The sequence below is a fragment of the Cupriavidus sp. H18C1 genome, assembly GCF_049311595.1.
Lineage (GTDB): Bacteria > Pseudomonadota > Gammaproteobacteria > Burkholderiales > Burkholderiaceae > Cupriavidus > Cupriavidus cauae.
On sequence record NZ_CP186009.1, the window covers coordinates 223,007 to 236,550 of the forward strand.

At 67.8% G+C, this 13,544-nt stretch carries 5 protein-coding genes and 5 pseudogenes; 1 reads left to right on the forward strand and 9 read right to left on the reverse strand.

Going from position 1 to position 13,544, the window contains the following annotated elements; translation table 11 throughout:
- Positions 1-26: 26 nt before the first annotated feature.
- From OJJOAM_RS16850 to OJJOAM_RS16890, 9 genes and pseudogenes are all read right to left on the reverse strand, one after another.
- On the reverse strand, positions 27-1,769 hold the full coding sequence (locus OJJOAM_RS16850; protein WP_422650470.1) for a thiamine pyrophosphate-binding protein: 1,743 nt from the start codon (positions 1,767-1,769) through the stop codon (positions 27-29).
- A complete protein-coding gene (locus tag OJJOAM_RS16855; protein ID WP_422650471.1) occupies positions 1,766-2,104 on the reverse strand; it encodes a cupin domain-containing protein in 339 nt (112 codons plus the stop codon). Before OJJOAM_RS16855 ends, OJJOAM_RS16850 begins: the two co-directional genes overlap by 4 nt.
- 95 nt (positions 2,105-2,199) lie before the next feature.
- Positions 2,200-3,658 (reverse strand): annotated as a pseudogene (gene gabD / locus OJJOAM_RS16860) (NADP-dependent succinate-semialdehyde dehydrogenase).
- 50 nt (positions 3,659-3,708) lie between these two features.
- A pseudogene (locus OJJOAM_RS16865) lies at positions 3,709-4,985 on the reverse strand (4-aminobutyrate--2-oxoglutarate transaminase).
- Between the two features lie 59 nt (positions 4,986-5,044).
- Positions 5,045-6,731 (reverse strand): annotated as a pseudogene (locus tag OJJOAM_RS16870) (ABC transporter ATP-binding protein).
- A 26-nt stretch (positions 6,732-6,757) separates the two neighbouring features.
- Positions 6,758-7,597 (reverse strand): ABC transporter permease, encoded by an 840-nt coding sequence (locus OJJOAM_RS16875; protein ID WP_226109320.1) that lies wholly within the window; start codon positions 7,595-7,597, stop codon positions 6,758-6,760.
- A complete protein-coding gene (locus tag OJJOAM_RS16880; RefSeq protein ID WP_226109322.1) occupies positions 7,594-8,598 on the reverse strand; it encodes an ABC transporter permease in 1,005 nt (334 codons plus the stop codon). Before OJJOAM_RS16880 ends, OJJOAM_RS16875 begins: the two co-directional genes overlap by 4 nt.
- A 126-nt stretch (positions 8,599-8,724) precedes the next feature.
- Complete coding sequence (locus tag OJJOAM_RS16885; protein WP_265634782.1) at positions 8,725-10,329, reverse strand: ABC transporter substrate-binding protein; 1,605 nt, start codon at positions 10,327-10,329, stop codon at positions 8,725-8,727.
- 61 nt (positions 10,330-10,390) lie between these two features.
- Positions 10,391-11,711, reverse strand: a pseudogene (locus OJJOAM_RS16890) (ArgE/DapE family deacylase).
- 135 nt (positions 11,712-11,846) lie between these two features.
- Between OJJOAM_RS16890 and OJJOAM_RS16895 the strand changes: the two are divergent.
- Positions 11,847-13,443, forward strand: a pseudogene (locus OJJOAM_RS16895) (PLP-dependent aminotransferase family protein).
- The last annotated feature ends 101 nt before the right edge of the window (positions 13,444-13,544 follow it).

Consider the following 13,544-nt stretch of genomic DNA (forward strand, 5'->3'; position numbering starts at 1 on the left):
GGTTGGCGCCTGCCGGCGCGGCGCGTTCAGGAGCCGGCCTGTGCCTGGCGCGCCAGCGCCGCCGCGCGAATCTGCGACAGCGTGATGCCGGGCCCCACGCCGTCCGGGTCGTAGCGCAGCTCGATCAGCGCGGGCAGCCGCTGCGTGTGGGCGAATTCCAGCGCGCGCGCAAACGCCGGGCCGAATTCGGCGTCACTGCTCACCACTTCGCCGTGGCCGCGATAGGCACGCACCAGTTCGCTGAAGTCCGGGTTGTCGAAGGTCAGCGCGATGGTGCGGCCGGGAAACTCGCGCTCCTGATGGGCGCGGATGGTGCCCCACATGCCGTTGTTGAAGACCAGCACGACGATGCCGAGCCGGTACTGCATCGCCACGCCCAGCTCCTGCAGGTTCATCTGGAAGCAGCCGTCGCCGGCATAGCAGACCACGGTGCGATCGGGGTATTCCAGCTTGGCGGAGATCGCCGCCGGCAGCCCATACCCCATCGAGCCCACGGTCGGCGTCAGGCTGGTGCCGACGCCCTGGAAGCGGTGGTAGGCGTGCGCGAACAGCGCGTAGTTGCCGGCGCCCACGGTGATGCAGGCGTCAGGGGGCACGTGGTCGCGCACATGGCAGGCCACGGCATTCACATTCAGCGGGCCGGGCGCGGGTGCCGGCTCCTGCTGCGCCAGGTAGTCGCCTCGCGCGGCTCGGGTCTGGCCCGCCCACGCCGGTTCGGCCGCGGGCCGCAGCGTGTCGACGGCCTGCGCGAACGAGACCACGTCGGCGGCGATCGGCAGCGTGGACCGGAACACGCGGCCCAGCTCGTTGGCATCCGGATAGACGTGCACCAGCCGCTGGCGCGGCAGCGGGCTTTCCACCAGCGTGTAGCCCTCGGTGGTCGCCTCGCCCATGCGCGTGCCGATCGCGATCAGCAGGTCGGCATCGCGGATGCGCGCGCGCAGCGCCTCGCCCATGCCCCAGCCGACATGGCCGGCGAAATTCGGATGATGGTTGTCGAAGCATTCCAGCCGGCGCCAGGCCGCGCCCACCGGCAGCGCGAAGCGCTCGGCGAAGCCCTCGATCTGGCGCATCGACTGCGGCGTCCAGCCGGAGCCGCCGACCAGCAGGAAGGGCCGCTGCGCCTGCGCCAGCAGCGTGCCCAGCGACGCCATTGCCGCCGGCGTGGGCGCCGCATGTGCACGCTGGTAACGCGGCAGATCGGGCACCGCGGCCTTGCCCCACAGCGTGTCCTCCGGCAGCGCCAGCACCACCGGCCCGGGCCGGCCGCTGGTCGCCACCGCGAAGGCGCGCGCGACGAACTCGGGTATGCGATCGGTGCGGTCGATCTGCGCGACCCACTTCGCCATCTCGCCGAACATGCGGCGATAGTCGATCTCCTGGAACGCCTCGCGCTCGATGAAGTCGTTGCCGACCTGGCCGACGAACAGGATCATCGGCGTGGAGTCCTGATAGGCGGTGTGCACCGCAATGCTGGCATTGGTCGCGCCGGGTCCTCGGGTCACGAAGCAGATGCCGGGTTCGCCGGTCAGCTTGCCGTAGGCCTCGGCCATATAGCCGGCGCCGCTCTCCTGGCGGCAGACCACCGGCTGGATCGCGTCCTGATGGTCGTAGAGCGCGTCGATGCACGGCAGATAGCTTTCGCCGGGCACCAGGAACACGCGCTTGACGCCATGGATGCGCAGTTGCTGGACCAGGATCTGGCCTCCATTGCGCTCGCGCAGCGATTGGGCGTCTCGGGCCCGGTCCTGGATGGATGCTGTTGTCATCGATTGGCTCCGTGGGCGGCCGCGCACGACGGCGATGCCGTGCCCGCCGCCGTCTTGATTTCGATCTCCACGAACACGCATTCCCCTTCGTGCGCGTTGATCACGTTGTGCTCGACGCCGGCCGGCCGCGAGTACGCGCGTCCCGCCACCAGCTGGCTGGTGACCTCGCCCTGCGGCGTCTGCAGCAGCAGCGCGCCGGTCGTCATCGGCACCACCACGTAGTCGTAGCCATGCCGATGAAAACCGGTCTCCGCGCCGGGCGCGAAGCGCCATTCGGTGACGATCACACGCTCGTTGTCGACCTGCACGGTCGGCACTGCCTGGGGTCTGCTCATGTTGTTCGGGCTCGGATTCGGTTCGGTGGGGACCGGTGGGTCGGTGGTGCCGCGCCGCGGACGGCGCCGCGGCGGCGGAGGTGGCAAACGCCAGGTCAGCGGTCGATGCCGCCCATGCACAGGTACTTGATCTCGAGATAGTCCTCGATGCCGTATCGGGAGCCCTCGCGGCCCAGCCCCGATTGCTTGACCCCGCCGAACGGCGCCACCTCGTTCGAGATCAGGCCGGTGTTGATGCCGACCATGCCGTACTCCAGCGCCTCGGCCACGCGCCAGATGCGGCCGATATCGCGGCTGTAGAAGTACGACGCCAGCCCGAACTCGGTGTCGTTGGCCATGCCGACCACCTCGTCGTCGGTATGGAAGCGGAACAGCGGCGCCAGCGGGCCGAAGGTCTCTTCCTTCGCCACCCGCATCGCCGGTGTCACGTCGGCCAGCACGGTCGGCTCGAAGAAGGTGCCGCCCATCGGATGGCGCTTGCCGCCGGCCAGCACGCGCGCGCCCTTGTCAAGCGCGTCGGCGATATGCAGCTCGACCTTGGCGACCGCGTCCTCGTTGATCAGCGGCCCCTGCAGCACGCCGGGTTCGACGCCATGGCCGACCTTGAGCTTCGCCACCGCGTCGACCAGCTTGCTGGCGAAGCGCGTCGTAGACCTTGTCGTGGACGTAGAGCCGGTTCGCGCAGACGCAGGTCTGGCCGGCATTGCGGTACTTCGACGCGATGGCGCCCTCCACCGCCGCATCGAGGTCGGCATCGTCGAACACGATGAACGGTGCGTTGCCGCCCAGCTCCAGCGACAGCTTCTTGATGGTGTCGGCGGACTGGCGCATCAGGATGCGGCCGACCTCGGTCGAGCCGGTGAACGTCAGCTTGCGCACCACCGGATTGGCGGTCAGCTCGCCGCCGATCGCCACCGCGTCGCCGGTCACCACGCTGAACACGCCCGCCGGCACGCCGGCGCGCTCGGCGAGCACGGCGAGGGCCAGCGCCGACAGCGGCGTGTCCTCGGCGGGCTTGAGCACCATTGTGCAGCCGGCCGCCAGCGCGGGCGCGACCTTGCGCGTGATCATCGCCAGCGGGAAATTCCACGGCGTGATGGCCGCGCAAACGCCGACCGGTTCCTTGACCACCACCAGCCGACGGTCCGCCGTCGGGGACGCCAGCACATCGCCGCAGACGCGCTTGCCTTCCTCGGCGAACCATTCGAGGAACGATGCGGCGTAGACCACCTCGCCCTTGGCCTCGGCCAGCGGCTTGCCCTGCTCGGTGGTCATCAGCAGCGCGAGGTCGTCGGCGTTCGCCAGCATCAGTTCATGCCACTTGCGCAGGATCTGGCTGCGCTCGCGCGCGGTGCGGCGGCGCCAGTCGATCTGGGCCACGCGCGCGGCCTCGATGGCGCGCCGCGTCTCTGCCGCGCCCATCATCGGCACCCTGCCGATCGGCGCACCGGTGGCGGGATTCGTGACGGCGAAGGACTCGCCGCGGTCGGCGTCGACCCACGCGCCGCCGACCAGGGCCTGCGCACGCAGCAGGCCGGTATCGTTCAATTGCATCAAAAGCTCCGGGGGAATGGGGCGTCGGTATTGCTCAGCGGATCGGCGGATCAGCGGACCAGCACGTCGGCGAGGATGTCCAGCCCTTCGTCCATCACCGCATCGGGGATGGTCAGCGGGAACAGGAAGCGGATCACGTTGCCGTGCACGCCGCACGACAGCAGCAGCAGACCCTTCTGCAGCGCGCGGTTCTGCACCTCGCGCGTGAACTCCGCATCGGGGCTACCGTCTGCCTGCTGAAATTCCACCGCGACCATCGCGCCGAGACCGCGCACTTCCGCGATCTGCGGCACGCGCGGGCGCAGGCTGTGCAGCCGGTCCATCAGCCGTTCGCCGAGCGCGGCGCCGCGCGCGATCAGGTTTTCTTCTTCCAGCACCTCCAGCACCGCCAGCGCGGGAAGCCACCGCGAGCGGATTGCCGGCATAGGTGCCACCGAGCCCGCCCGGGGCCGGTGCGTCCATGATCTCGGCGCGGCCGCATACCGCCGACAGCGGCATGCCGCCGGCCAGGCTCTTGGCCATGGTGGTCAGGTCCGGTGCCACGCCGTAATGCTCCATCGCGAACAGCTTGCCGGTGCGGCCGAAACCGGTCTGCACCTCGTCGGCGATCAGCAGGATGCCGTGCTCGTCGCAGAGCGCGCGCAGCGCCTTGACGAAGGCGGCGGGCGCGACATTGAAGCCGCCCTCGCCCTGCACCGGCTCGAAGATGATCGCCGCGACGCGCTTCGGATCGACGTCCGCCTTGAACAGGACCTGCAGCGCCTTCAGCGAGTCGTCGACCGACACGCCATGCAGCTCGCACGGATACGGCGCGTGATAGACCTCGCCGGGGGAAGGGACCGAAGCCGACCTTGTAGGGCACGACCTTGCCGGTCAGCGCCATGCCCATCATCGTGCGGCCGTGGAAGCCGCCGGAGAACGCGATCACCGCGGGCCGCCCGGTGGCGGCGCGGGCGATCTTGATGGCGTTCTCGACCGCCTCGGCGCCGGTGGTGAAGAACGCGGTCTTCTTGGCCCACTGGCCCGGCGCGCGCTGGTTGATCTTCTCGGCCAGCTCGATATAGCTGGCGTAGGGCACGATCTGATAGGCCGTATGCGTGAAGCGCTCCAGCTGCTTCTGCACGGCGGCGACCAGGCGCGGATGCCGGTGGCCGGTGTTCAGCACGGCGATGCCGGCGGCGAAGTCGATATAGCGGCGGCCTTCGACGTCCCAGATCTCCGAATTCTCGGCCCGTTCGGCGTAGAAATTGCACATCACGCCCACGCCACGGGGCGTGGCGGCATCCTTGCGGCGGACCAGTTCGGCGTTCTTCATCGTCTTCTCCATGGTGCTTCGGGTTGGGCGCGCGGACGGCATACGGGCCGGCCGTCCGGGCCAATGCGTTGTCATGCGGCGGCGCGGATCGCCTTCGGATCCCACTCCTTGCCGGGGATCGCCGCGATCAGGCGCTGCGTGTAGTCGTGGCGCGGCGCGTCGAAGATCTGGGCCGGCGGCCCGGATTCGACGACCTTGCCCTTGTGCATCACGATCACGTGGTGGCAGATCTGCGCCGCCACGCGCAGGTCGTGCGTGATGAAGATCAGGCCGATATCGAGCCGCTTCTGCAGCGTGGCCAGCAGCTCCAGCACCTGCGCCTGCACCGAGACGTCGAGCGCGGACACCGATTCGTCGGCCACCAGCAGCTTCGGCTCGAGCGCCAGTGCGCGGGCGATGCCGATGCGCTGGCGCTGCCCGCCGGAGAACTGGTTCGGATAGCGGTCGAAGGCCGAGTCCTCCAGCCCCACCAGCTGCAGCAGTTCGCGCGCCCTGGCCTCCGCCTGCTGGCGCGGCACGCCGCTCGCGACCGGCCCGTCGCTGATGATCCGGCCCACGGTATGGCGCGGGTTGAGCGAGGCGAACGGGTCCTGGAAGATCATCTGCACGTCCTTGCGCAGCGGCCGGAAGCGCCGCTCCGGCAGCTTCGCGATGTCCTGGCCCTGGAACAGCAGCGTGCCACCATCGATGTCCGTCAGCCGCAGCAGGCATTTGCCGATGGTGGATTTGCCCGAGCCCGACTCGCCGACGATGCCCAGCGTCTCGCCGCGCCGCACGGTGAAGCTGACGCCGTCGACCGCATGCACCACGCGCTTGCGCGAGAACAGGCCGCCGCCGGACACATAGGTCTTGCGCAGGTCGCGCACCTCCAACACCGTCTCCGCGGCCTGGCCGTCCGCTTCGCCGCAGCGCCCGTGCGGCACCGCGCCGATCAGCCGGCGCGTATAGGGATGCTGCGGGTGGTTCAGCACCTGCTGCGCGGTCCCCCATCTCGACCAGCACGCCTTTCTCCATCACGGCGACCCGGTCGGCAATTTCCGCCACCACACCGAAATCGTGGGTGACGAACATCACGCCCATGCCCTTCTCGGCCTGGATGCGCTTGATCAGCGCCAGGATCTGCGCCTGCGTGGTGACGTCGAGCGCGGTGGTCGGCTCGTCGGCGATCAGCAGCGCGGGCTCGAGCGCCAGCGCCATCGCGATCACCACGCGCTGCCGCTGGCCGCCCGAGAGCCGGAACGGATAGCTGTGCACCAGCGTCGCCGGATCGGGCAGGCCGACGAAGTCGAGCAGCTCCAGCACGCGGCGCATGCGCGCCTCGCCCGGATAGGCGTGGTGCACGCGCATGACCTCGGCGATCTGGTCGCCGACGGTCATCACCGGATTCAGCGCGGACAGCGGCTCCTGGAACACCATCGCCATGTCCTTGCCGCGCATCGCCAGCAAGGTGGCTTCGTCCTGCGCCAGCAGGTCCTTGCCGCGGAACAGGATGCGGCCGCCCTGCGGCTTCAGGTAGGACGGCAGCAACCCCATGATGGCGTTGGCGCTCATCGACTTGCCGGAGCCCGATTCGCCGACGATGCACAGGATCTCTCCGGCATGCAGGTCGTAGGAGATGTCGCGCACCGCGTAAGGGCGGTCGCCGCCCTTGGGCAGCGCGATGGTCAGGTCGCGGATCGACAGCAGCGGCGCGGAAACCTGCGCCGCGTGGGCGCCGTGGGCGCCGTGGGCGCCGTGGGAACCTTGATGAGGATGCATCGGTTGGACAGGCATGGCTGGCTCCCTCATTCGCCGCGGCGGCGCAGCTGCGGATTCATGGCGTCGTTCAAGCCTTCTCCGATCAGGTTGATGGACAGCACCGTCAGCAGGATCGCCACGCCGGGCCACACGCTCATCCACCATGCCTCGCGGATCATCGTGCGGGCCGCGCCGATCATGAAGCCCCAGCTCATCATGTTGCGGTCGCCCAGGCCCAGGAAGGACAGCGCGGACTCCGTCAGGATCGCGGTGGCGACCATGAACGAGGCCGACACGATGATCGGCGACATCGCATTGGGCAGGATCTGCGTGGCGATGATCCGCAGCGGCTTCTGGCCGATCACCACCGCGGCCTGCACGAACTCGCGCTGCTTCAGCGACAGGAATTCGCTGCGCACCAGGCGCGCGACCGGCGGCCAGGACACCACCGAAATCGCACCGACGATCGAATAGATTGACGGATTGAAGATCGCGACGATCACCACCGCCATCGCCAGCTGCGGGATGGTCTGGAAGAACTCGGTAAAGCGCATCAGCGCGTCGTCGATGCGGCCGCCGCAATAGCCGGCCACCGCGCCGATCAGGATGCCGAACAGCAGCGCGACCGCGGTGGAGATCACACCGACCAGCAGCGATACCCGCGCGCCGTACAGCATGCCGGCGGTGATGTCGCGGCCCAGCATGTCGGTGCCGAACGGATAGGCCGGATCGGCGAACGGGTGCACCAGCGGATCGGCCACCATCAGCCACGGCGAATCCTCGTAGAGCACCGGGGCGAACAGCGCGAAGGCGATCACGGCGAGCAGCACCAGCGCGCCGATGACCGCGCCGTAGTTGCGGCAATAGCGTTGCAGGAAGGCTTTCATGCGGTGGCTCCCTTGCCGCCGACCGAGATGCGCGGATCGATGAAGCGATAGAGCACGTCGGTCAGCAGGTTGAAGAAGACGACGAGGGCCGACGTCACGAAGAAGATGCCCAGCAGCAGCTGGTAGTCGCGCTGCAGCAGCGCATCGAACATCAGGCGCCCGATACCGGGCCAGGAGAACACCGTCTCGGTCAGCACCGCGCCGCCGGCCATCTGGCCGAGCTGGATGCCGGCGAAGGTGATCACGGGCAGCAGCGCGTTGCGCAGCACGTGCACGCGGATCACGCGGTTGGCGGGAACGCCCTTGGCGCGCGCGGTCTTCACGTAGTCCATGCCCATCACCTCCAGCATTGAGGCGCGGGTCAGCCGCACATAGACGGCCATGAAGAAGCAGCCGAGCGAGATCGTCGGCAGGATCATGTGCAGCGCCACGTCCTTGACGCGCGCCATGCCGGTGTAGCCGGCGCCGATGGTCTCCATGCCGAACGCCGGCAGCCAGCCGAGCACCACCGAAAACAGGATGATCGCCATCAGCGACAGCCAGAACAGCGGCGTCGCATACAGCAGCAGCGCGCCGGACATCACCGCGCTGTCGATCCAGCGGCGGCGATTCTCGTAGCGGGTACGTGCGGCGATCACGCCGAGCAGCACACCCAGCACGATCGAGAAGACGAAGGCGCCGCTCATCAGCAGGAAGGTCGCCGGCAGGCGGTCGAGGATCAGGTCCAGCACCGGCAGATGGTTGCGGTACGAATAGCCCAGGTCCAGCTGGGCCACGCCCTTCAGATAAATGCCGAGTTGCGTCAGCAGCGGCTTGTCGAGGCCGAACTGCTCGCGCAGCTGGCCGACGAAGGCGGCATCGCCGGCGCCGGCCTCGCCCGCCATCACGGTGGCCGGATCGCCGGGCGCCAGGCGGATCAGGAAGAAATTGATGATGACGACGCCGAGCACGACCACGATGGCCTTGCCAAGACGCGAGATCAGAAAGGAAAGGAAATTCACGGCAGGCTCCACGCGGGCGATCGGCGGCGGACAGCACTTCGTTGGGGCGGTCACCCTCACCCTGCCCCTCTCCCGCTGGCGGGAGAGGGGAGAACACCGGGGGCGCTTCGGATGGCGCTACAGCGCTCAGTTCTTCTCGATCGAGACGTTGTCGAACGACTCGTTCAGGCCGATCGCCGTGGTCACCAGGTTCTTCACGTTCTTGCGATAGAGCGTGGGGAACTCCAGCTCGAACAGGTTGGCGTTGGCGACGTCGTTGACGAGGATCCGCTGCACCTCGCTATAGAGCTTCTGGCGCTCGGCCGGGTCCATGGTGGCGCCCGCCTTGGCCCACAGTTCGTCGGCCTTCGGGTTGTTGTAGCCCTGCACGTTGGCGAACGGCGTGCCCTTGACGATATTGCGCGCCACGTACAGCCGCTCCACGCCCAGCGCGGGATCGCCGTACTGGTAGGTGTAGGTGGTGGTCAGGTCGAAGTCCCAGTTGCTGACGCGCGCGGCCCAGGTGCCGGCGTCCGCCGATTCGATGCTGACCTTGAAGCCGAGCTGCTCGAGCATCTGCTTGGCGTACTCGTCGAGCCGGTCCCAGTTGGCGCCGTACGAGGTGGCCAGGATCTTGATCGGATACTGGCCGACGTTGACGCCCGATTCCTTGATCAGATCGCGCGCCTTCTTCAGGTTGAAGTCCATCGCCGGCATGTTCTTGTCGAAGAACAGCGTGGTGGACGCGAACGGGCTGACCGCCGGCTTGCCCATGCCGAAGAAGATGTTGTTGACGATCATCTTGCGGTTCAGCGCATGCATGACCGCCTGGCGCACCTTGACGTTGTCGAACGGCGGCTTGCGCTGGTTCATCAGCATGCTCGCCATCGGCGAGAACAGCTCCCAGCCCTTGGTGGTGTATTCGACGTTGGGCAGCGCGCGCAGGCGCTTGACGTCGACGTTGTCGACATCGCCGCCGCGCAGCACCTGCACGTCGCCCTTTTCGAACGCCACCGCGCGCGAGGCCGAATCGGGGATCACGTAGAAAACCAGCTCGTCCAGGTACGGCTTGCCCTTCTTCCAGTAGTTCGGGTTCTTCGCCAGCTTGATATAGGCGCCCTTCTTCCACTCCTTGAACATGAAGGGGCCGGTGCCGACCGGCTTCTGGTTGGCCGGGTTGTTGCGGTAGTCGGTACCCTCGTACAGATGCTTCGGCATCATCGGCATGGTGCCGGTCTCGAACATCGAGATGAACGGCGGGAACGGCTCCTTGAGCTTGATCTCGACGGTGGTGTCGTTGACCGCGCGGATCGACGCCATGTATTTGTTTAGTACGGCCCGCGTGCGCACATGGACCTCGCGCAGCAGCTTGTCGATCGAGAACACCACGTCGGCCGAGGTGAACGGCTTGCCGTCGTGCCACTTGACGCCGCTCTGCAGCTCGAAGGTGTAGGTCAGGCCGTCGGGCGAGATCTTCCACGACTTGGCCAGCTCCGGCTGCGGCTTCAGGTCCGGCGTGTAGGTCAGCAGGCCCTGATAGATCTTGCCGGCGATGTATTGCGTCGGCGCCTGCGAATTGAGCGCGCTGACCAGGATCGGCGGCTCGGGCTGCACGATGCCGGACAGCGTGCCGCCGGTGGTCTGTGCGGCGGCGTTGCCGGCGGGCAGCGCCAGCGGCAACAGGGACAGGCCTGCCGCCGCGATCGCCAGCGAAGCCAGGCGCTGTTGAAAGCGCGTCGTAACTCGTTTCATCGGCTCGTTTCCTTGTCGTTGTGAACAGCGGGTACTGAGGGCACTGCTTGCACTTGGATCGTCATGCCGTGGCAATCGGCTCCACACCGCACCAGTCGTGCAGGAACTGCGCCAACGTGGTGGTCACCCGCACCATGCTGTCGAGCGACACGGATTCGTCGATGCCGTGGATGTTGCGGGCGACCGGCCCGTAGCACGTCACCGGGGGTATCGAGCATCAGGCGGAAATGGCGCGCATCGGTGGTGGCGGTGGTCGCCTCGCGCTTGACCGGTTCGCCGTGGACCTTGCGATGGGCCTCGGCCAGCGCCTGCATGCTTGGTACGTCGAGATCGAACTCGCAGCCCGGCGCATGGAAGCCCTCGTAGCGGATAACGAGTTCCAGATTGCTGGCCAGCCGCGCGACGGTGGCACGGATGCGCGCCTCGACGATGGCCTTGGTCTCGTCGATGTCCATATGCGGATAGAAGCCGATGCGCACGCCGAGCGTGCAGGTGCACGGCACCGACGAATTCCATTCGCCGCCGTGGATCTGCCCGAGATTGAAGTTGATCGGGTGCGCGTGGTCGCGATACACCGGCGGGCGGTTCTCGGGCCGGTTCCATTCGGCCTCGAGCTCGCGCAGGTCCTCCATCACGGCCACGCCCGCCTCGACCGGATTGACGCCGGAGGTCATGTAGGCCGCGTGGGCCGGTTTTCCGGTCAGCTCGATGAACATCCAGTAGACGCCGACCTGCGCGCTCATCAGCCCCTCGCCCAGCGGCTCGGGAATGATCACGGTATCGAAGGCGGCCAGCTTGCCGGCGCCGACCGCGCTGCGCAGCGCCGCCACGGTGGCTAGCGCGCCGTTGCCGGTGTTCTCTTCTTCGAGCACCGCGTTGAAGCCCACCGCGCCGGCCGGCTGCACGCCGAGCGCGCGCAGCGCCTTGAACGCGGCCAGCGTGCAGACGATGCCCGCCTTCATGTCGCCGGCGCCGCGGCCGTAGAGCCAGCCGTCCTCGACCACCGGCGTGTACGGCGGATTGCGCCACATCGATTCGGGACCGGTGGGCACCACGTCGAGATGGCCGTTGAACAGCACCGAACGTCCGCCCTTCGCGGCGGGCCGGTGCGTGGCCAGCAGGTTGTAGCGGCCGCCATCGGGACAGCACGGCGGCGAGAACAGCGGCAGATGGCGGATGGCATCGGCGCGCAGATGGATGCGCTCCGATTCGAGTCCCAGATCGCGCAAGGCCTGCTCGATGAATTCCGCCGCGGGTTGCTCCTGCCCCGAAGGGCTGGCGGCGGCGACAAAGCCCGACAGCGTCTGGACCATATAGGGCAACAGCGCGCGCACGGCGCCGGCGATGTCAGAGGTACTGAGTGGGCTTGCCGAATCTTGCATGGGGGCTCCTTGGAACGCCGTGCTGCGAGGCTCGCCGATGTGAAAACTGCTTGCACCGGCACGCGATGGGTGGGAAATTAGCGCACAGTTGGCACCATAGATAGGTCCATATTTGCCGTTTTTGCTGGAGCCATTTTGAAAGAGTCCATTCTGTCCGAGCTGCTGCTGCAACGGCTGGAACGGCCGGCCGACGGCAGCGCCGACAAGGCCGGCACGCATATGAACCGGCAGGTCTATCAGATCATTCGCCAGGAAATCCTTGCCGGTACGATCCCCGCGGGGTGCAAGCTGCCCGCTTCGCGGATGCTGGCCAAGGAGGTCGGGGTCTCGCGCAACACCGTGCTCTACGCCTACGAGCAGCTGTTGGCCGAGGGCTACGTCACGGCATCGACCGGAAGTGGCACCTTTGTGTCGCACACCTTTCCCGACCATAGTGCATTGCACAAGGTTGGCGCCGCGAATGGCACCATCACCGTGCCTGCAGCGCAGCAAAACCCGAACCGCTTTGCGCTGTCACGGCGCGGCCAGCATCTGGTATCGCATGCCGGTGCGTCCGATCGCCAATGGGGTGCGTTCATGGCCGGCGTGCCCGACGTCTCGCTGTTTCCCCCGCGCGGTGTGGAACCGCCTGCTGAACAAGCATTGGCGCGAGCCGCGTCCCGAGCTGCTGACCTATGCGCACAACGGCGGCTATCTGCCGCTGCGCCGCGTCCTCGCGGAGCATCTGCGCCTGGCGCGCGGCGTACGGTGCGATCCCGAACAGATCATCATGACGACGGGCATCCATCAGGCGATCGACCTGATCGCGCGCCTGCTCGCGGACCCCGGCGACAAGGCCTGGATGGAAGACCCCGGCTACTGGGGCACGCGCAGCCTGCTATCGAACTCCGGCGTGGAGCCGATTCCCGTGCCGGTCGACGGCGAGGGCATCGCGCCGGACGCGGCCACGCTGCAGAACCCGCCGCGCTTCATCTTCGCCACGCCGTCGCACCAGTACCCGCTCGGCACCGTGATGAGCCTGTCGCGCCGGCGCATGCTGCTCGAGTACGCGCGCCAGCGCGGGGTCTGGATCGTCGAGGACGACTACGACAGCGAATTCCGCTTCGAGGGCCGCCCGCTCGCGTCGCTGCAGGGGCTCGACGAGCACGATCGCGTGATCTACATGGGCACGTTTTCCAAGACGCTGTTTCCCGGCATCCGCATGGGCTTCATGGTGTTGCCCAAGCCGCTGGCCCCGCATTTCGCCATCGGCCTGTCGGAGCTGTTCCGCGAGGGGCAGCTGATCCAGCAGGCGGTGCTGGCGGACTTCATCGAGGAGGGGCACTACGCCACCCACATCCGGCGCGTGCGGCTGCGTTATGCGCAGCGGCAGAGCCTGCTGCGCGAGGCCATTGCGGAACGCTTCGGCGCGGACTGGCCCACCTCCACGCACGAGGCCGGACTGCACCTGGTGATGCATCTCCCGCCCGGCGCCGACGATCTGGGCATCAGCATGGCGGCACGCACGCAGGGCCTGAGTGCGCGGCCGCTGTCGCGCTACTACAGCGACGAGACACAGGCGCGGCAGGGCCTGCTGATGGGCTATGCCTGCGTGCCCGAGGAAGAGATCGGGCCATCGTTCCGCAAGCTCGCCGAGGTCATCGAACCGGCGATGGAGCATCTGGCTCGCACGCAGGCGCCGCGGCGCGAATCGCCGGTCAAGATCAACCGCGAGGCGTGGAGCGGTGCGTGAGCGCGCCGCCGCGTGCCGAGCCGAGCCGAATGCCGAGCCGAATGCCGAGCCGAATGCCGAGCCGAATGCCGAGCCGAGTGCCGGGCCGAGTGCGAAGCCGA